The organism is Candidatus Symbiopectobacterium sp. NZEC151 (assembly GCF_025962655.1).
Lineage (GTDB): Bacteria > Pseudomonadota > Gammaproteobacteria > Enterobacterales > Enterobacteriaceae > Symbiopectobacterium.
The window spans coordinates 120,866-140,415 of record NZ_JAGFPE010000001.1; the positions used below are offsets into that span (position 1 = coordinate 120,866).

Genomic DNA, 19,550 nt, shown 5'->3' on the forward strand with positions numbered 1-19,550 from the left:
TAGTCAGCCTACACCCGGCGTGTAAAACTTTCAGCAACAGAACATCGTGATCGGCACGTTTTATTCATGCGCTTTTTTGACGCCATTCCCGTGAATGGTGCCCGGCAGAGGCTTGCCTGAATTTGGCCGGGTCGATATTCAGAGGTAGCCGCTAATGTCCACACCGATCCGCGAAACACACCACGTAAACGAGAGGAAGTACTTCATGAAAAATATGACCCTGGCGCTGGGGCTGCTCATCAGCTCATTCGCCGCCACCGCGGTGGACCTGTCAAAAGGCGCGGACAACTTTTATAAAAGCGATAAAGTTACCCAGCAAAAAGTGACGTTTAAAAATCAGTATCAGATGAACGTCGTGGGCAATTTGTTTATCCCGAAAACGCTGAATCAGCACGCTAAAAACCCAGCGATTGTTATCGGGCACCCGATGGGCGCGGTAAAAGAGCAAAGCTCAAATCTGTATGCACAAAAACTGGCGGAGCAGGGGTTTGTAACGCTGGCGATCGACCTCTCCTTCTGGGGGGAAAGTGAAGGCAAGCCGGGTCATCTGGTTTCACCGGAAATTTATTCTGACGATTTCAGCGCGGCGGTCGACTACCTTAGCACGCAGCCGTATGTTGATTCTGACAATATCGGTGTGCTGGGGATCTGCGGCAGTGGCAGCTTTGTTATTAGCGCGGCCAAAATTGACCCACGTATGAAGGCGATAGCCACCGTCAGTATGTATGACATGGGCTCAGCGTTCCGCAATGGCCTCAATCATTCCCTGACGCCAGAGCAGCGTAAGGCCCTTATTCAATCGGCTGTCCAGCAGCGATTCGCAGAATTTAAAGGTGCAGAGAAGGCGTATATTCCAGGGACCGTGAATACGTTGGATGATTCAACACCGGCCATTCAGCGTGAATTCTTCGATTTCTACCGTACCGCGCGAGGCGGCTACACGCCGCAAGGCGAGAAAGAAGAGCTGACCACCAAGCCACTGTTAAGCAGCATCGGCAAATTTATGAACTTCTATCCGTTCAATGATATTGAAACGATTTCACCGCGCCCAATGCTGTTTATTACTGGCGATCGGGCACACTCGAAGGAGTTTAGCGAAGATGCCTACAAACGCGCGGGCCAACCGAAGGAACTGTACATCGTTCCTGGGGCGGGTCATGTTGATCTGTATGATCGTACTGACCTCATTCCATTTGAGAAACTGACATCGTTCTTCAATACCAATCTGAAATAATGATACACGCCGCACCGGCCAAGGTGCGGCGCATTTGCGCAATAGTCGGTTTGAAAGAAAAGCGATTGCTGCTACTACCATTGATATGATATTTGAGATATCAGTTGCGTGAACCGTTGGGATTGACGAGTAAAAACAGACCGTGTGAATCGGAGGCTTTGAAAGGTTTGGCGGATGCTTTTAAGTTGCGGATTTTTAGATCGTTAAGAGCCATTTGGGAGTCACTCCATTATCGAACCAATCTGACCCCAAATTTGACCACCACATTCTGCCGACACAGCGGGGAAAACGCACACGCATCGGGAAAGATTCTTGCGTTATTCTCTTGAATCTAAAGCAAAAAGCAGACGCCCGAGGACATCTGCTTTTTTGAATTTGGCTCCTCTGACTGGACTCGAACCAGTGACATACGGATTAACAGTCCGCCGTTCTACCGACTGAACTACAGAGGAATCGTGTGAACGGGGCGCATAATAACGGCGTGGTGCGGGGATGTCAAAGGAAGAACATGCAAAGGACGATCGTTTGCTGAGAGATTAGGCAGATCGCCCTTTTTTTCTGCGTTGCGGCGAAAATCAGGGCAAATCAGCGGTGTTTATCGCGGTCAACCTTGGTGCATAAAAGTGGTGGGGCATCGTTCTCAGGCAGCAATCGGGTGATGGGGCGTACCCTGATGGCTGGGATGGCGCGGAGAGTGGGCGAAATACCACTCAACGGTTTTCTTGATCAGTGCATCCGTTGCATCAATGTAGTGTTCTGGTGCTGATGTCATATCGTGCTGGAGAATTAACGGCAGCTCAGTACAGCCGAGAATCAACTTTTCCACGCCCGCATCAAGCAATCTGTCTCTGACCGGTGCCAGAAGTCGATGCGCATCGGCAATGCGGCCTGCCTTGTAGGCATAAATGCTTTCCATTACCGCCTGCTGTGCAGTGTCATCCGGGATCTGACAGGTGACACCCAGCGCGCTAAGGTTATCCTGATAAATTTTTGCTTTGCACGTGGCGGTGGTTGCCAGTAATCCAACAGCGTGCAAATGTTGCTGTTTAATCAACTCGCAGGTGGTGTCGATGATACTGATCATTTCGACATGAGTGCGTTTTTTTAATTCATCAAACCAAAAATGAGCGGTATTACAAGGAATGATAATACATTCTGCTCCGGCATTTTCGAGGATTTTCATATATTGAACCATTTTATCCAACGGTGATGCGCCATGGTTCAAAATACATTGCGTTCTATCCGGGATGTCAGGGATGGATACCGCAATGGTAGGAATATGATCCTGGTCTTTATTGGCCGGTGTGTTGTTAATTAATTTCTGCATGGCGTCAACCGTCGCCCCTGGCCCCATTCCACCAAGAATACCGATTAAATTATTCACGTTATTAACCTCAATACATGAAAGGATTGAAAATATCTTCGCACAACCAGCAGGAATGTGAATTGCTAAATTCCCATCCCCTATGTATGATTTGCATAGCCAACCCGGTGGCTATGCTTTTCCTGGTTATGCTACTGCGCAGGCTGTACAGCAGCGGTGGTGGTAGCGTCAGGCGCTGTGCGGCCTGAGGATGAATAGAGGTGAGTGTGCTTAATAACATTGAAACAAAATGGCTGTATGACTTTATTGCGTTGGAAGAACATCGCAGTTTTACGTTGGCTGCGGAAAAACGTAATATTTCTCAGTCGTCATTCAGCCGTCGAATTCGTGCGCTGGAAACGGCCATCGGCATTGAATTATTTGACAGAAATGCCACCCCGTTAAAACTGACGGAGCAAGGGCGGCTATTTCATGCCCATATTCGTAATACGCTAGACGATCTGGCCTATCAGTTAAATAAATTACACGGCGGTAGCCACTATAAAAATAAAATCACCCTGGCCGCCGCTCATTCACTATCGGTATTTATTCTTCCTGAATTGTTAAAAACGGTACCGGAACCACAGGAAAAAATATTCTATGTGGAATCTATCGATGTCGATGAGGCTGTTCTCAATCTTAAAGAGGGGAAAAGTGATTTTATTTTTTCCTTCTTTAATGAAGAGCTAATGTCTGAACCTTTTATGCACACCAAGATCCTCGAATCCCATCTCTATCCGGTCAGCGCTTGCGATAAAACCGGAAAGCCCGTTTTTAACCCCCGATCCGAAACGGTGCCGCTGCTCAATTACACCGATACCAGCTATATGGGGCGGCAGGTGAACCGTTATCTTTCTGCCACCAACAGCGAGCGTTTTTCAATAACGTTTGTTTCTTCGATGAGCGACCTGCTTAAACGTATGACGTTGCAGGGCTACGGCATTGCCTGGTTACCGGATTACTCCATTCGGGAGGAACTTAAAAATCGGGAGCTTGCAGTGCTGGATATGCCCGATGCGGTAATGCGCATGGGGGTTTACCTGTATCGAATGAATGCCAAACTCAATGTCGCGTCTGAGAAATTTTGGCGCTATATGAAGAGCTTGAATCATTAGCCAGCGGTGCGTAGTTACGCAGATAAAAAAAGCGGCCAATCGGCCGCTTTTCAGTTGTGTGCTATTTCACTGATGTTGATGGTTTAGCTGACTTTGACTTCGTCGTATTCGACTTCTTCGTCAACGTCATCTTCAATCAATCCATTTTTCTGTTCGAGCTTCGCGACCACTGCGGTGGAGATACTGTTACCCACTACGTTAGTGGCAGTACGGCCCATATCCAGGAACTGGTCGATACCGATAATCAGCAGAATACCGGCTTCCGGCAGGCTGAACATCGGCAGCGTTGCCGCCACGACAACAACAGAAGCGCGTGCAACACCCGCCATGCCTTTACTGGTGATCATCAGCGTTAACAGAATCAGGATCTGCTGAGTGATGCTCAGGTCAATGTTGTATGCTTGCGCGATAAACAGGATGGCAAAAGACTGGTACATCATCGAGCCGTCGAGGTTGAACGAATAACCCAACGGCAATACGAAGCTGGAGATCTTTTTCGGCACACCAAACTTGTTCAGTGCTTCCATGGTTTTAGGATAAGCCGATTCGCTGCTTGCCGTAGCGAAGGCCAGCATGGTGGGTTCGCGAATCAGTTTGGCCAGGTGGAAAATCGGTTTGCCGAGGAACAGATAGCCAGCGCCAAACAATACCGCCCACAGCACAGCCAGACCAATATAGAACTCGCCAATCAGTTTACCAAAGTCATAAATCAGACCCAGACCTTGCGTAGTGATAGCAGAAGCCAACGCAGCAAACACGGCGATGGGTGCCAGATTCATCACGTAGTCAGTGACGCGGAACATCACTTTAGCCAGTTCATTAATCAAAGAATCGATGGCTGTGGCTGCTTTGTTTTTCGCTTTGACATAGGCCAGCGCAGAACCAAAGAACAGTGAGAACACTAAAATCTGGAGGATTTCGTTGTTCGCCATGGCTTCTACGATGCTTTTCGGGAAGATATGGCTGATGAAGCTCTTCAACGTAAAGCCGTCAGTATTCAGTCCAGTTGCAACCGCTGTGGCTGGCGCGGTCAGGTTCATGCCTGCGCCTGGTTGGAAAATGTTGGCAAACAGCATACCGATCAGCAGTGAAATAACTGAAGCGGTAATGAACCAGGTCATCGCTTTAAGACCGACACGGCCTACATCCGATGAGTTGCCCATACTTGCCAGCCCGGAAACCAGGGTAGCAAACACCAGCGGTGCGATGATCATTTTGATCATGCGTAAGAAGATGTCGGTGACCATGTTGAAGTATGATGCAACTTCTTTTGCTCGTGCGCCATCCAGAAAATGATGACAAGCCCAGCCAATCAATATCCCTAAGATGATAGCCAGCGCTATCTGCTTAAATAACTTCTGCCTTTGCATAGTGACCTCATGTTGATGAATAAACTCAGGCAATAAACATTGTTATTGGCAGTCAGCAGATCTCGGCGGCCATGCCTGCGAAAAGCACGACCTGCTGCACCAGTCATGTTTTATGGGTGATATTGCCTGGGCCAAGATATTACAACGATTCTACGGTTTTACCTTTTTTTTCTTATACCTCGCCATGCAAAGACAGAAACAATTATGCAAAAAACGCATTTATTTTAGTTTTTTTATCTAAAATGAGAATTAAATGGTGATTGTTCATTCGTTGAGCTGAATTGAATTTATATTTAAAACAATAAGTTAATGGTTGTTGTTGTCATTGATATGCATGGTTATCATTTTTGCTTATGAAAACTGCGCTCTTAGTAATTAATAGAATGAAGAGCTGAGGGAAAAGTGTGCTGCAACAGCGCGCCGATCGCAGACAAATTCTCTGTTGCGGCATTCATTTATTGCAGTAATTTTCTGTGAGTAATATCAAAATTCGTTAATACGGGCCACCCTGGTTGTCTTCAGGAAAATGAATCACGATTCAGATCAAGCTATGGCTATCGCATCGTGTCATTTCCTGTGGTCAGCCCTTACACTATTACCCTTAAGGATTATGGTGATTAAACTGCGGTGGCTATGGCGATACATTTGACGGATTCTCCATCCCGACAGTCTATTCTCTGGCAGGATACGCTGTTAAAGGTTTCCCAATCATTGTTGCAACAACGCACAGTCGACGATCTGTTGCAGGTTTTGCAAGGGGCCTCCTTTTCGGTGGTGAGGTTTCAGCGTGTCCATCTGCTCTGGTTGAACCCCCTACATAATCAGATTCGCTTTTACCGCTACGATCCGCTTACCGACAAGGTGACGAGCAGTGAAGAGGGGGCATTGCTGGCTGAAGGGCCGGGCAGTGCGAGCTGGACCTATGCCACACTCCAGCGGCGCGATCGTTTGCATTTTTTGCGCGATTACCCTTATCTGGCGCAACATCCTGCCTATTTAGGGTTAAGCGATTACTGCCTGGTGCCACTGGTACGAACGGGTGCGGATCGCGTGATGGGTGGCCTGGAGTTTCTCAAGGCGGATGGCAGCCTGTTTGATGACAGTGAAATCGCTTTTTTTCAAGCATTGGCCAGTGTAGTGACCTGCGCACTGGAAAATATCATGACGCGCGAGCAGTCGCAGAAAGAGACAGAATCCCTGCGCCATGAACGCGATCACTACCGCATTCTGGTGGATGTTACCAATACCGTTATCTCCAAACTGGAATTAAAGGCGTTAGCGCAAGAGGTCTCGCGCGAGATCCACCGTTTCTTTGGCATTGATTTTATCGCGCTGGCGCTGGGGGATGGTGAGAACGAGGACGGGCCGTTAACCTACTATGCCACTCATTATCCTGCTGGAGAAAGTCCCGCAGGAAAAACCTCATACCACAAACAAGGCAAAGTGCCGCTGACGGAAACCCTGGCAGCGCAAGTAATGCAAAACAATGCCGTGGTGCTGAGTGCACCGGGGGAGGGGATACCCGGTACACCGACGCGTTGTTCGTTGGCGCAGCGACTTGACGGGGGCTTAACCCACGCGTGTCTATTGCCGCTAACCTTTGGCACCAGAGTATTAGGGGTGTTGGAGTTGGCCCACCGTCATGAATTGGCGGTAACCGACGCGGATATTCGGCTGTTGCGGCAAATTGCGGCACGTATCGCAATTGCGCTGGATAACGCCGTGGCCTACGAGCAGATAACCCGCCTGAAAGACAGCCTGATCCATGAAAACTTCTATCTGACGGAACAGTTGACCGAGCATGTACGTCAGCATGGCGACGATGCTTTTGGTGAAATCATTGGTTGCAGCCAGGCCATTCGTCAGGTGTTGGAACAAGTAGAGATGGTGGCCGCCAGCGACAGCACGGTGCTGATTTTGGGCGAGACGGGCACCGGCAAAGAGTTGATTGCCCGGGCCATACACCGCTTGAGCCCAAGGCAGGGCAAACGCATGGTAAAAATGAACTGTGCCGCTATCCCTTCCGGGCTTCTGGAGAGTGATCTGTTTGGTCATGAAAAAGGGGCTTTTACCGGGGCAAGTGCGCAACGTCAGGGCCGTTTTGAACTGGCGGATAACAGCACGCTGTTTCTCGACGAGGTGGGCGATATTCCACTGGAGTTGCAACCCAAACTGCTGCGCGTGTTGCAGGAGCGAGAAATTGAACGACTCGGTGGCAGTAAGGTCATCTCTGTTGACGTGCGCCTGATTGCAGCCACCAACCGTGATTTAAAACAGATGGTGGCAGATCGAGAATACCGCAGCGATCTCTATTACCGGTTGAATGTCTTCCCCATCGTCATTCCCCCGTTGCGGGAGCGCCCAGAGGATATTCCGCTGCTGGTGAAGTTCTTCACGCACAAGATAGCCCGCCGGATGAACCGCACTATCGACAATATTCCCTCTGAGGTGCTGCGTCGTTTAAGCCGCCTGCCGTGGCCGGGCAATGTGCGGGAATTGGAAAATGTCGTCGAGCGCGCGGTGATCCTCACGCGTGGCACCACCTTGAATCTGCAACTGGCGGAGTTTCAGCAGATGCCACCGTCAGCGAGCGATGTTCAAAAACCTGTTGCTGCCCCACAGGATATGCCATCCCGTCAGCCGTTACAGGACGACGAAGTGGAATCCGAGCGGCAAAAAATTATCCGCGTGCTGCGTGAAACCAACGGTATCGTCGCCGGGCCAAAAGGCGCAGCGGCGCGCATGGGGGTGAAACGTACCACGTTGTTATCGCGGATGCAGCGTATGGGGATCTCGGTGAAAGATATTGAGGAGATGGAGTAAGACAGCGTGTCTCCGCTTTTTCAACGGCGGTAATTTCATGTGCTATTGCGTAGGGTTTCGTGCGCGAAAAAAGCGGTATTTCTCTGCCTACCGCGTGGCACGCGCCCGACATGGGGCGGCTCAGTCGCCGTCGCCCCATGGCCCCTGGCTGTGCGCGGAATGACGTCGCTGCGCGATGCCTTCAGAAATGGTGGCCGCCGGACGGACCGCGCTCGACGCGTTCCTGACGCGGCGAGCGCTTTCGCGACATCCCTGTCGCTCATCCTGGCGGCAACCCTTTCCTCAGCGTCATTTAACGCGGAACGTCAACCCCTGCCGCATTGACAATCGGGGTTTACGCTCCCGCCACTTCGGCTTCCTTCCGCAGGCGGGCTTTCAATGCGCTGTATTCTTGTTGCACAAAGTTTTCAGCCCATGCCTGATTCTCAATGGCTTCCAGTTTCACCGCGCAGTGCTTGTATTCTGGCGTTTTGGATATGGGGTCAACTTCATCCAGCGTCAGCTCGTTACAGGCACCGATCCACCATTGATAGGTCATGTATACCGCACCTTTATTGATGCGTTCGCTGACCATCACGCGGCTGATCACCTTGCCACGACGGGAAGAGACCCACGCCAACTGCTGATCGCGCAGGCCAAGGTGTTCAGCGTCTGCCGGGCTGACTTGTACGTAGCCCGGTTCGTCCGCCAGCGTTTGCAGCGCAGTACAGTTGCCGGTCATGGAGCGGCATGAGTAGTGGCCCACTTCGCGCACCGTGGAGAGCACCAACGGATAATCGCTGTCGGTTTGTTCCATCGGCGGACGCCATTCCGTGGCAAACAACAATCCTTTGCCGCCAGGACGGTCGAACTTGTTACCGGCATACAGCCACGGTGTGCCGGGGCTATCCTCCGTCAGACACGGCCAGGGAATGTAGCCCAAACCGGACATTTTCTCGTAGGTTGCGCCGAAGTAGAGCGGGCACAGGTGGCGCAGTTCGTCCCAAATTTCTTGAGTATTGTTGTAGTGCATCGGGTAGCCCATCGCCGTTGCCATCAGGCTGATGATCTCCCAGTCAGGCTTGACGTTGCCTTTTGCCTGCACCGCTTTGTAGAAGCGCTGGAAGCCACGGTCAGCAGCGGAATACACCCCTTCATGTTCTCCCCAGGAGGTCGCCGGGAAGATAACGTCCGCCATTGCCGCCGTCTTGGTCATAAAGATGTCTTGTACGATCAGCAGTTCCAATTCGGCGAAGGTTTCACGCACCATCGACAAATCCGGCTCCGTCTGAAGTGGGTCTTCCCCCATCAGGTAGTTGGCCTTGATCTTACCTTCCTTGATTTTGTGCGGCACATCCGTCAGTGAATAACCGACATGTCCGGCCAGATCTTGCACGCCCCAGGCTTTGGCAAACTTGGCTCGCACGTCTGGGTCGGTCACATTCTGGTAGCCGGGGAATTGGTTCGGCAGCGCGCCCATGTCGCACGCACCCTGCACGTTGTTTTGACCACGCACCGGGCCAACGCCGACGTTGGGACGCCCCAGATTACCGGTGAGCAACGCCAGACCGGAAAGCCCTTTCACCACGTCAACGCCCTGCGTCCACTGTGTGACGCCCATGCCCCACAGGATGGTGGCAGACGGTGCGGCGGCATACATACGCATGGCATCGCGAATCAACTGCGGAGACAGACCGGTGATTTCTGCAACGTATTCCGGAGTGTATTTGGCCACCAACGCACGGTATTCATTAAATCCTTCCGTGTGCTGTGCAACAAAGTTGGTGTCGTAAAGTCCCTCGTTGATCAATACGTTGGCAAACGCGTTAACCAACGCCATGTTGGAGCCGTTTTTCAGCGGCAGCCAGAGATCGGCGATGCGGGCTGTTTCGATGTGGCGCGGATCGCACACGATAACTTTTGCGCCACGCTCTTTGGCTTTGATGATGCGACGTGCCACGATGGGGTGAGAGTCAGCGGCGTTGTAGCCAAACACCAGAATGCACTCAGTATTCTCAATCTCGCAAATGGAGTTGCTCATGGCACCGTTGCCGAGCGTCACCTGCAATCCGGCCACGGAAGGGCCGTGGCAGACGCGGGCGCAGCAGTCGATATTGTTGGTGCCGGTCACTGCGCGCGCAAATTTTTGCATCACGTAGTTGGTTTCGTTACCGGGACCGCGTGATGAACCGGTATGCATGATGGCATCCGGGCCGTACTTTTCTTTGATGGCGAGCAGCTTAGAACTGGCAAAACCGATGGCTTCATCCCAGGACACTACCTCAAACGGCGCGCCTTTTTGGCGCCGGATCATCGGTTGGGTCAAACGCGGGGTGAGCAGTTTGGTGTCGTTGAGAAAATCCCAGCCGTAGTAGCCTTTCAGGCACAGTTCGCCCTCGTTGGTTACGCCGTTCGCACCCTCTGCGCCAACCACTTTGCCGTTTTCAACCAGCAGGTTGATCTTGCAGCCTGACCCACAGTAAGGACAGACGGTAATCACTTTTTGCATGATGTTGTATCTCCTTGCACGTACCTGGACGGCACCGTTCAGAACTGGATTCCTGCGGCGTCATCAAGTGCCGCACGCCGTTGTTTTTGTTGGATCATGGTGTCGATATCATCGCGGCTGACCAGATGCAGCGCCTTGGTGGGGCACACCTGAACACACGCCGGGCCAGCCGTGCGCTCCTGACACAGATCGCATTTATGTGCTTCGGCTTTCATCCCACTCCCCATCAACTGATGATGGCTGATTCTGACGACCGGTTTACTGATCACGGTCATGGCACCGTAGGGACATGCCACCACGCAGGTCTTGCAGCCGATACATTTTTCCTGCCTTACCTGAATGCTGTCCTGCGCGCGGACAATGGCGCCGTTGGGGCACACATTGGCACAGGGGGCGTCCTCACAATGGCGGCATTGAACGGTGGTGCTGACATCAAGGCTCTTTACCACCGTGAGACGCGGTGCAAACTGCGTTGCACTGAGCGATGCCGTATTGCCATCGCCGTGGGCCAGCACGCAAGCGACTTCGCAGGTGCGACAACCGATACATCTTTTGGAATCTGCAATAACGAACCGGTTCATGACGGGCTCTCCTTCCTCGGCTCTGTACATAACGTAGGTGTCGACACTTTGCCGGTGTCGGCGGATCGCCCTACATAAAGCAGGGTTTATGCCAACCTGATAATAAAAATGTAATATGTTGATTGGTATATTAAAAAAATAAGATGTTGTTGGGTGTCGACATCCGGTGACGACACCACTGAAGCTGGATTTCGGCAGATTTGACGATGGCAGTGACGGGAATAAAGAGCGTTTTATGTAATTTGCCTCACGTTTCCTTATTCACTGCCTATACTTCAAAAGGGTGCCTGTAATGGACTCGGCGTGCATATTTTATAAAAAAGGGTTTCTTATTTAACGGTGTTCTCATTGGCCGATATTCCGGTGCAGGCAAGCTTTCAGGGCGCATGTCTGAAACTCGGTAATGTTTCCTGCTGGCTCCTGTCGGTGGGTCTGACTATACGATGGCGATTCAACCTCCTTCCGTTTTTCGGTGCAGTGTTGTGCCTTTGGGCTTGCCTGTCACTGATGTATGGGAAGGCATGATGGAGTGGTGATATGAGCTTTCTGAAGAACATCAGTATAAGAGTTATGGTGTTGATGATTGTGGCGTTTCTCTTGGCAATCTGGGGCGTAGCATCTGGCTATAGCCTGTACTCCCTGCAACAGGCGACCCAGCTTATCGCGCAAAGTGAAGTGCAAAAAAAGAGCCATGCGCAACTGCTCTACGGTGTTGAACAATCTTTTCGTGCCATGACGACGCTCGAACGGGCGGCAAACTACACGCAAAACGGTGAGGCGGAAAATGCCCGGCAGGCGCTGGCGCAGGCGCAGCCGACGATTGCCAATGTGAAATCGGCGTTGGACGCGTTCAAAAACAGCGCGCACGGCGATGTCACATCCGCTGCGGTTGAGGGCGTGGTTCGCACTTGGTCGGCGTTGGTGACTTCTGCATTGGAACCGTTACAGCAGGCGTTGCAGCAAAATGATGCGGATGCGTTACGGCAACGTCTGAACCAAACCTCTCCCATGGTGAATGCCTTTGGCGATGAAATCAAACGCTACACCGATCAGGTTGCCGCATCGCCCGCCATCGGCGAAGCGCAAGGCCACCACGAGAATAACCGTAATGCGCTGATTGCCGCCTTGCTTGTCGGGGTGTTGGCACTGTTTTTCACCGAATATTATCTGAAAAATTATCTGGTGAAGCCGATCAGCGTGCTGAAATCCCATCTGGCACAATTAACGGCGGGGCGTTTGGGCTATGAACTCACCGAGTTTGGCCGCAACTGCGCGGGCCGTCTGATTCCCGATATCAAACTGCTACAGAAAACCTTGCGCGATACCGTCACCTCTATCCGACAAGGCGCAAGCGTTGTGCAGGATCGCACGGCCAACATCAAGGAGGGGAACGATAGCCTTTCCTCGCGCACCGAGCAGCAGGCGGCGGCGCTACAGCAGACCGCTGCCAGCATGGAACAGATGAGCGCCACGGTAAAACAGAATACCGAAAACGTGCATCAGGCGCGTCGTTTGGCGCAGGATGCGTCAAATATGGCGAAACGCGGTGGTGACATCAGCAAAAATGTAATGCAAACCATGAATGACATCAGCGCCAGTTCGCGCAAGATCTCTGATATTAACACCGTGATTAATGGTATCGCGTTCCAGACCAATATCCTGGCGCTGAATGCGGCGGTAGAAGCGGCGCGGGCCGGTGAACAGGGCAAGGGTTTTGCCGTGGTGGCCGGTGAGGTGCGCAGTCTGGCGCAGCGCAGTGCTCAGGCGGCGAAAGAGATTGAAGCGCTGATTGCGGAATCAGTGACGCGTGTGTCAGCCGGGGCCAGTCAGGTGCAGCAATCCGGTGAAGCCATGAGTGGCATTATCGAGTCAGTGAGCCACGTTAATGATGTGATCAGTGAAATTGCTGCGGCGACCGAGGAGCAGAGCCACGGCATTTCGCAAATCAGCCAAACGGTGCATGAAATGGATCGTGTGACACAGCAGAATGCGGCGTTGGTGGTGCAGTCTGCCGAAGCGGCGGCCGAGTTGGAAGACGAAGCCGACGGCTTGTTGGCGGCGGTCGATGTGTTCCACCTGACGGAGTCAGCGCCTGCATCCCGACCGACACAGAGTGTCATTAAACCGCTGGTCAAACGGCCAGGCGTAGCGCCTCGACCCACGGCGCTGCTTTCCGGCGGGCAGAACTCGGCCCATGGCGGCTGGGAGAAATTCTAAGCCGCAATAGCAACGCCCCGCCTATCGCGGGGCGTTTTGCTTTTTGATATCCGTAACTGTAAATGCTTACAATCGCGCGAATCCGCCGTCACCGTGCCAGTGCGGTAACTGCTGATAAATCTGCTCTACAGCCTGCGTGACTGCGCGGTTGACCGGGCAATAAAATGCCACCAGTGCTGGCTGAATGCCGACAAAAATCACTTCCGGAATAAACGTTTGCAGCGTATCAATCATAAAGGTGAGCGGCATGCTGTGGGTATTCATCAGCATATCTTCGGCAATGCGCGTCGGATCGACGATGCGTATGGCTCCCGGTTCGAGTCCCATGTCCGTGGCGTCTACCACTAACAGGCGCTGCGGCGGCGCGGCGCGCAGGCGATGCACCGCATTTTCCGGGATGGCACCCCCGTCGATGACCGCCCAACCCGCTAGCGGGCTCTGTTGCAAGCGCTCGGCGAGCAACGGGCCTGCGCCGTCGTCACCCATCATCACATTGCCTACCGCCAGCACCATGTTGGGTGCGGAGCACTGCGTATCGGTATCAAGGGTGTCCAGACTGGCAAGATGCGTTTCCCAATCCATGGCTTACTCCTCCCTCCGTTTAACCATCAGGTACAGTGCAGACTCGCGCTCAATGGCGACCAGATAGTCGAGCAGGGTGGCGCTCCAGGCGGCAAAACGATCGCCGTTTCCCAGCGCGCTAAATGCCTGATGCAACAACCGGGTATGTGAACTGTCGAGGGTAATTTCGCCAAATTTCAGCAAGCCCGCCATTTTGCGCTGTGCATCACCGGCAGGCAATTGGGCTATCCATGTCTGATAGTCGTCGAGCGGGCACGTCAGCACCGGTTTCAGGCAGTCGATCACGCCGACATGGTGGCCGATGGCCAGCGAATAATACATGACTTGCTGCGCCTGTTCCGGCACCTTCTCTTTACTGTCGAGAAACTTTTGGCTTAGCGCGTAAAAGATGACTTTTGCACTCATAGTGGCCGAACTCCCTGCTGCCAGCCGTGATATTGCGCCAGTAAGCGCCGCACGATTTCACTCAAACGCGGATCGTTTTGGTGTGCCAGATAGGCGTTAACGCGCGCCTCCAGCATCTCCTGCGGTGACTGGAGCAGCAGGTTGATAAACGCGTCGCTGATTTCTCGGCCCTGACGATAGCCCGCCATGCGTCTGGCTTCCCGCTCCAACTGCACGCGTAAATCCAGCGGCGCGTCAGGCAACAGCAGCGCGGCCTGCTCATCTTCTCCTTGTTGCGTGCTGACGCCCTGCAGTTTCTGCTCCAGCAACCCCAGCGCCACGGCAAAGCCGTATATCGTGGCGGCTGGCGTAGGGGGGCAGCCGGGGATATACACATCAATCGGCACGATGGTATCGCTGCCGCCCCACACGCAGTAGAGATCGTGGAAGATACCGCCGCCGCAGCCGCAGGCACCGTAGGAGATACAGATTTTCGGGTCGGGTGCAGATTCATAGGCACGCAGTGCCGGGCTGCGCATCGCCCGCGTGACCGCGCCGGTAAACAGCAGAATATCGGCATGGCGCGGCGAGGCCACCACCTTGATGCCAAAACGCTCGGCATCGAAAACCGGGGTGATGGCGGAGAATATTTCGATTTCACAGCCGTTGCAGCCACCGCAGTCGACACGATAGACGTAGGCAGAACGCTGGATATCTTTCAGCAACGTTTTCTTTAACTGCTGGGTCTGTTCATCTAGCTGGATGGGCGTGCTGCGCGTATGGACCGATGAAGGAACATCTACGCCGTTGAGTGGTTCACTCATGATGGCCCCCTTGACTGAAAGCCGCCGCAGGCGGCGTGATAAAATGCTGGCTCAGCGTTACGTTACCTTTATGCGGCATGCTCTGTTTGCGTTTGCATTCCGGGCAGGTTTCGAACTGCGCGCGTCGGGCTTCTGCATCTTCCGCCGACATGCCAGCCTGTTGCAGCAGGGCTACCGTATAAGCCACCTCTTTCTCCGGGGCGAAGGGGCGGTGGCATTCGTGGCATGCCAGCAGTCGGAAGGTGGCGCGTTGAAACAGATCCGCTTTATTGGCGACAGCCATCTCAAACTCTTGCGACAGCACGATCGCACGCGTCGGGCACACTTCCTCGCAGCGTCCGCAAAAAATGCAGCGTCCGAGAAACAGTTGCCAGGTACGGGTGCCGTTCACCACATCGGTTTCCATGGTCAGCGCATTAGCCGGACAGGCAACGGTGCAGGCCGCACAGGCAATGCACTGCTCGGGGTCGTACTGCGGTTTGCCGCGAAACCCGGCGGGCACCTCGAGCGGTGCAAACGGGTATTTGACCGTACTGTTGCCCGCGTCGCGCAGGATTTTGAACAGTTTTAACATGGTGTCATCCCTCTATTTCAGCGGCGAACGCGTGCGTTCAAGCCCATAGCGCTCGATCTCTTTATAGGGCACGGTAGTGATTTTCTGTTTGCGCACGTCGATCAGCGTCACCCGATCGGTACAGGAGTAGCACGGGTCCAGGCTGCCGATGATCAGCGGCGCGTCGGACACCGTATTACCGCGCAGCATATAGCGCAGCACCGGCCAGTTGGCGTAGGTAGCGGCACGGCAGCGCCAGCGGAACAGTTTCTGGTTATCGCCGGTCATGCTCCAGTGCACGTCTTCGCCACGCGGCGCTTCTGCGTACCCCAGGGCGAACTGATAAGGTTTATACGCAAACCCTTCGGTCAACAGCGGGCCTTCGGGCAGATTGTCCAAACCGTATTCCACGATAGCCAACGAGGTCAGCACTTCGCGAATGCGCACCAGCACACGGGAATAGACGTCCCCGGCGCTCAGGTGGTGCAGTTCCATCGGCAAATCCAGGTAGGCGGAGTAGGGGTGATCGATACGCATGTCGCGTTGGAAGCCGCTGGCGCGAATCATCGGGCCCACCGGGCTGTAATCACGTGCCACCTGTGATGACAAAATGCCAATGCCCTGCGTGCGTTGCAGCATATTAGGCGTATTCAGCAGCATGTCAGAGAGTTGCATAACTTCGGTGCGCATCTCACGAATCAGCTTGATGGTTTTCAGCCTGTCCTCTTTCAGAATATCGCGGCGAATGCCGCCAATCAGGTTCAGGCCATAGGTTTTACGCGCGCCGGTCAGCATTTCGGCAATGGTCATGGATTTTTCGCGGATGCGAAAGAATTGCATAAACCCGGTATCAAAACCGACGAAGTGGCTCGACAGACCGATGTTCAGCAGGTGACTGTGCAGGCGCTCCACTTCCAGCAGAATACTGCGAATGGCGTGTGCCCGTGGCGGCACCACAATGCCCATCGCATTTTCGATCGACGTGGTGTAGGCCACGCTGTGGGTGAAACCGCAGATGCCACAGACCCGGTCGGACAGGAAGGTGACTTCGTTATAGCCCATACGGGTTTCCGCCAGTTTCTCCATGCCGCGGTGGACGTAGAACAGCCGGTAGTCGGCGTCGATAATTTGCTCGCCGTCGACAAACAGGCGGAAGTGACCGGGTTCGTCGGAGGTGATGTGCAGCGGCCCAATCGGCACCACGCGGGTGTCGCCAGTGGCTTCGTTCACAAAGGAGTAGGTTTCATTATCCTGTGTCGGTGCCGGGCGCTGGCGGTAATCCATTGCATCTTTGCGCAGCGGGTAAAGATCGTCCGGCCAATCATCGGGCAACACCAGACGGCGTTCGTCCGGCAGACCGACGGGGATCAGGCCATACATATCGCGCACTTCGCGCTCGCCCCACACGGCGGCAGGCACGCGCGGCGTCACCGAGGGAAATTCAGGGTTGATCGGGTCTACCAGTGCCTTGACGATCACCCAGCATTTTTCTCCCTGTTCCATCGACAGCACATAGTAAATGGCAAAATAGCCGTTCAACGTCCGCTCATCGTTACCAAACAGGACTGACAGCCAACCGCCATGCTGATAGTAGAGATGCTCCACCACATCCGGCAGGCTTGCCAGTTTCACCGTCAGCGTCAACTGGTCGTCGGTTTGCCACGCCTGTTCCAGTATGGCGTGGGGGAACCGCTGCTGCACCTGCGCGGCATAACCCGCGCCGCGTTTGGCGTTGGTTGCAGCAGCCACGGGGGGAGTAGGATGTTCATTCATCACGGGACGTCTCCTGACGAGAAAGGGTAAGCGGTGCGCGTTCGATCGGCGACAGTGCCGTGGCAGTGGCGGCCTCGGTGGTGTGCGATTGCAACACCAGCGCGCTGGCGCTTTCCAGTAAACGGGTAACGGGTTGTGGAATATGCGTGCCCATCAGCAGCATTAATGCCAGCAGAATCGCCATCGGTGCGGTGGTCAGAATGCCTAACTCACCTTTGCTGACGGCAGCGGGGCTGTTGCCCAACACGGTGCTGGCGACCATGCGTACCAACCCAGCCAGCACGATAGTCAACAGAAACAGCAACACGATAACCAGCCACAGATAGCCCGCATTGATGCCGGCGGTGACGGTCATAAACTCGCTTAAAAACAGATTGAATGGCGGCATGCCGCCCAGCGCCAGTGCGCCACCGGCCAGCAGCGCGCCGGTAATCGGGGTGACACGCAGGATGCCCTTCACCGCATCCATATCGCGCGTGCCATATTTAAGCAGCACGTTGCCGGAGCCGCAGAACAGCAGGGTTTTCGCCAGACTGTGATTCAGCGTGTGCAACAGTGCCGCCAGCACGCCGAGCGGGCCACCAATACCGAGCGCCACGGCAATCAATCCCATATTTTCCACGCTGGAGTAGGCGAGCAGACGTTTCATGTCGCGCTGAACCAGAATCAGAAACGCGGCCACCGCGACAGACAGCAGCCCGAACACCAGCAACAGTCGCTGCGGAAATACCGGGCCGATGGCGGCGCTGACGATCATGGTATAACGCACGATAACCAGCAGCGCGCAGTTGAGCAGCACGGCAGAAAGCAGGGCGCTGGTCGGGCTGGGCGCTTCGCTGTGGGCATCCGGTAACCAGGCGTGCATCGGGAACAACCCGGTCTTGGTGCCGAAGCCGATGATGACGAAGATAAACGCCAGATGCATCAGCGTGCTGTCCAGTTCGGAAGCGTGTTGCAGCACGTCGGTCCAGAAGATGGCATCACCCGGTGTTGCCATCACGTTGGCGGCGTTGGCGTAGACCAATACGGTGCCGTATAACCCAAATGCGACCCCGACAGTACAAATGATGACATACTTCCAGGCGGCCTCCAGCGACGAGCGCTGGCCGTACAGGCCAACCAGAAATGCAGAGCTGAGCGTGGTGGCCTCAATCGCGGCCCACATCACAATCAGGTTGTTACTGGTGATCACCAGTAACATGGTGAACAGAAACAGGTGGAAGAAGCCGTAGTAGTGGCACAACGTCGGGACAGAGACCTCGCCGCTGTTCACTTCATGGTTCATATATCCCACTGAGTAAAGCCCGGTGAGAAAGCCGATAATGCCGAGAATGGCGAGAAACAGCGCGCTCAGGCTATCCAGATGCAGCCAGCGATGTGCTGCCAGAATCTCGCCCTGAGAAGCAATCATGCCCACCACGTACAGCGACAGCACCAGCAGCAGGCTGATGCCGCACAGGTGAATAATGCTCACCGCCGTGCGCGCCGCGCCGCCGCACCAGCGGCAGAGAAACGCCAGCAGCGCGGTGATGAACGGCGTGGCAAGCAGGGTGAAAAGCAAGGTCGAACTGGTCATGCGCTTACCCCTTCAGTGCCGTAAGTTGTTGAACATCCAAGGTATGCAAGGTGCGATGGATTTTGCGTGCCATCAGCGCCATGACGATAACGGCAAAGATGGCGTCGGTGGCGATACCAATCTCCACCAGCTCCGGCGCGCGGTGCGCCAGCAGCGCCAATGTCAGATGCGCGCCGTTCTCCATCAGGCAATAGCCAAATACCTGTTTGAGGATGTTACGTTGGGTGACGATACACAGCAGACCGATCATAAAGTGACCGAGCGACACCGCGAGCGCCGGTTTGAGCGCACTGACCATCGGCAGTTGCACCGGGGCCACCACAAAGTAGCTCAGCACCACAATCAATACCGCCAGTAGCAAGATAGCCACCGGGCTGATAATGCCGCCGTCGGCGCTGGGGTCGTCAAGTCGACGAAAGGCGCGATACATGATGGCGGGCACCAGAATCACTTTGGTGACCAGCGCGGTCAGCGACCAGAGATACAGCTCGTGCGCTTGCAACAGGTTTGCCAGCGCGACGAATATCAGCACCAGCACCAGCGATTGCAACGCGTAGAGTAACGATGAGGTGGTAGGCCGTTTGGCGACGATCACCAATAGAGAGGTGATGATCAACAGTCCGGCCAAATTGTTGACGATAAGCGAACCAGTCATTTCATTTTCTCC

General features: G+C 54.1%; 15 protein-coding genes, 1 tRNA gene and 1 pseudogene. 4 read left to right on the forward strand and 13 right to left on the reverse strand.

Annotated features, from left to right (window positions below; all coding sequences use genetic code 11):
* Positions 1-205 precede the first annotated feature (205 nt).
* Entirely contained in the window at positions 206-1,234 is a 1,029-nt protein-coding gene (locus J5067_RS00525) for an alpha/beta hydrolase (protein WP_264645964.1), read from the forward strand.
* Positions 1,235-1,337: 103 nt separating this feature from the next.
* Here the strand turns inward: J5067_RS00525 and J5067_RS00530 are convergent.
* The 3 genes and pseudogenes from J5067_RS00530 to J5067_RS00540 form a co-directional block, all read right to left on the reverse strand.
* Positions 1,338-1,448, reverse strand: a pseudogene (locus tag J5067_RS00530) (Arm DNA-binding domain-containing protein); the annotation flags it as partial.
* Between the two features lie 162 nt (positions 1,449-1,610).
* A tRNA-Asn gene (locus tag J5067_RS00535) sits at positions 1,611-1,686 on the reverse strand.
* Between the two features lie 188 nt (positions 1,687-1,874).
* Complete coding sequence (locus J5067_RS00540) at positions 1,875-2,618, reverse strand: aspartate/glutamate racemase family protein (protein WP_264650180.1); 744 nt, start codon at positions 2,616-2,618, stop codon at positions 1,875-1,877.
* A 206-nt stretch (positions 2,619-2,824) separates the two neighbouring features.
* On the opposite strand from J5067_RS00540, the gene hypT reads away from it, so the two are divergent.
* Positions 2,825-3,712: a hypochlorite stress DNA-binding transcriptional regulator HypT gene (gene hypT / locus J5067_RS00545; RefSeq protein WP_264643668.1), complete on the forward strand. Its 888-nt coding sequence runs from the start codon at positions 2,825-2,827 to the stop codon at positions 3,710-3,712.
* Positions 3,713-3,795: 83 nt separating this feature from the next.
* Here hypT and J5067_RS00550 read toward each other — a convergent pair whose 3' ends face one another.
* Entirely contained in the window at positions 3,796-5,082 is a 1,287-nt protein-coding gene (locus J5067_RS00550) for a dicarboxylate/amino acid:cation symporter (protein ID WP_264641938.1), read from the reverse strand.
* Between the two features lie 633 nt (positions 5,083-5,715).
* On the opposite strand from J5067_RS00550, the gene J5067_RS00555 reads away from it, so the two are divergent.
* Entirely contained in the window at positions 5,716-7,905 is a 2,190-nt protein-coding gene (locus J5067_RS00555; protein WP_264650181.1) for a sigma 54-interacting transcriptional regulator, read from the forward strand.
* A gap of 334 nt (positions 7,906-8,239) precedes the next feature.
* Here the strand turns inward: J5067_RS00555 and fdhF are convergent, their stop codons facing one another.
* On the reverse strand, positions 8,240-10,393 hold the full coding sequence (fdhF, locus tag J5067_RS00560; RefSeq protein ID WP_264641940.1) for a formate dehydrogenase subunit alpha: 2,154 nt from the start codon (positions 10,391-10,393) through the stop codon (positions 8,240-8,242).
* 38 nt (positions 10,394-10,431) lie between these two features.
* On the reverse strand, positions 10,432-10,974 hold the full coding sequence (locus tag J5067_RS00565) for a 4Fe-4S dicluster domain-containing protein (RefSeq protein WP_264641941.1): 543 nt from the start codon (positions 10,972-10,974) through the stop codon (positions 10,432-10,434).
* A gap of 537 nt (positions 10,975-11,511) precedes the next feature.
* On the opposite strand from J5067_RS00565, the gene J5067_RS00570 reads away from it, so the two are divergent.
* Positions 11,512-13,191, forward strand: a complete 1,680-nt coding sequence (locus J5067_RS00570) for a methyl-accepting chemotaxis protein (RefSeq protein ID WP_264650182.1) — start codon at positions 11,512-11,514, stop codon at positions 13,189-13,191.
* Between the two features lie 66 nt (positions 13,192-13,257).
* On the opposite strand, the gene hycI is transcribed toward J5067_RS00570, so the two are convergent.
* The 7 genes from hycI to hyfE form a co-directional block, all read right to left on the reverse strand.
* Positions 13,258-13,704 (reverse strand): hydrogenase maturation peptidase HycI, encoded by a 447-nt coding sequence (gene hycI / locus J5067_RS00575; protein WP_264650815.1) that lies wholly within the window; start codon positions 13,702-13,704, stop codon positions 13,258-13,260.
* A 72-nt stretch (positions 13,705-13,776) separates the two neighbouring features.
* Complete coding sequence (locus J5067_RS00580; protein ID WP_264650183.1) at positions 13,777-14,178, reverse strand: formate hydrogenlyase maturation HycH family protein; 402 nt, start codon at positions 14,176-14,178, stop codon at positions 13,777-13,779.
* Positions 14,175-14,981, reverse strand: a complete 807-nt coding sequence (locus tag J5067_RS00585) for an NADH-quinone oxidoreductase subunit B family protein (protein WP_264650184.1) — start codon at positions 14,979-14,981, stop codon at positions 14,175-14,177. Before J5067_RS00585 ends, J5067_RS00580 begins: the two co-directional genes overlap by 4 nt.
* Positions 14,974-15,555, reverse strand: coding sequence for a hydrogenase 4 subunit H (hyfH, locus tag J5067_RS00590; protein WP_264641945.1), 582 nt, complete (start codon positions 15,553-15,555; stop codon positions 14,974-14,976). The genes J5067_RS00585 and hyfH overlap by 8 nt, the downstream gene beginning before the upstream one ends.
* A 12-nt stretch (positions 15,556-15,567) precedes the next feature.
* Positions 15,568-17,307, reverse strand: coding sequence for an NADH-quinone oxidoreductase subunit C (locus tag J5067_RS00595; RefSeq protein ID WP_264650185.1), 1,740 nt, complete (start codon positions 17,305-17,307; stop codon positions 15,568-15,570).
* On the reverse strand, positions 17,300-18,883 hold the full coding sequence (locus J5067_RS00600; protein WP_264650186.1) for a hydrogenase 4 subunit F: 1,584 nt from the start codon (positions 18,881-18,883) through the stop codon (positions 17,300-17,302). Before J5067_RS00600 ends, J5067_RS00595 begins: the two co-directional genes overlap by 8 nt.
* Positions 18,884-18,887: 4 nt before the next feature.
* The gene (gene hyfE / locus J5067_RS00605) at positions 18,888-19,538 is read right to left on the reverse strand and encodes a hydrogenase 4 membrane subunit (protein WP_264641948.1); all 651 of its coding nucleotides are present in this window, start codon (positions 19,536-19,538) and stop codon (positions 18,888-18,890) included.
* Between the last annotated feature and the right edge of the window lie 12 nt (positions 19,539-19,550).

Bases quoted from the DNA above. Each gene is read 5' to 3' on its own strand.
- J5067_RS00525 (WP_264645964.1), top strand. From the start codon at position 206: ATGAAAAATATGACCCTGGCGCTGGGGCTGCTCATCAGCTCATTCGCC.
- J5067_RS00550 (WP_264641938.1), bottom strand. From the start codon at position 5,082: ATGCAAAGGCAGAAGTTATTTAAGCAGATAGCGCTGGCTATCATCTTA.
- J5067_RS00555 (WP_264650181.1), top strand. From the start codon at position 5,716: ATGGCGATACATTTGACGGATTCTCCATCCCGACAGTCTATTCTCTGG.
- fdhF (WP_264641940.1), bottom strand. From the start codon at position 10,393: ATGCAAAAAGTGATTACCGTCTGTCCTTACTGTGGGTCAGGCTGCAAG.
- J5067_RS00565 (WP_264641941.1), bottom strand. From the start codon at position 10,974: ATGAACCGGTTCGTTATTGCAGATTCCAAAAGATGTATCGGTTGTCGC.
- J5067_RS00570 (WP_264650182.1), top strand. From the start codon at position 11,512: ATGAGCTTTCTGAAGAACATCAGTATAAGAGTTATGGTGTTGATGATT.
- hycI (WP_264650815.1), bottom strand. From the start codon at position 13,704: ATGGTGCTGGCGGTAGGCAATGTGATGATGGGTGACGACGGCGCAGGC.
- J5067_RS00580 (WP_264650183.1), bottom strand. From the start codon at position 14,178: ATGAGTGCAAAAGTCATCTTTTACGCGCTAAGCCAAAAGTTTCTCGAC.
- J5067_RS00585 (WP_264650184.1), bottom strand. From the start codon at position 14,981: ATGAGTGAACCACTCAACGGCGTAGATGTTCCTTCATCGGTCCATACG.
- hyfH (WP_264641945.1), bottom strand. From the start codon at position 15,555: ATGTTAAAACTGTTCAAAATCCTGCGCGACGCGGGCAACAGTACGGTC.
- J5067_RS00595 (WP_264650185.1), bottom strand. From the start codon at position 17,307: ATGAATGAACATCCTACTCCCCCCGTGGCTGCTGCAACCAACGCCAAA.
- J5067_RS00600 (WP_264650186.1), bottom strand. From the start codon at position 18,883: ATGACCAGTTCGACCTTGCTTTTCACCCTGCTTGCCACGCCGTTCATC.
- hyfE (WP_264641948.1), bottom strand. From the start codon at position 19,538: ATGACTGGTTCGCTTATCGTCAACAATTTGGCCGGACTGTTGATCATC.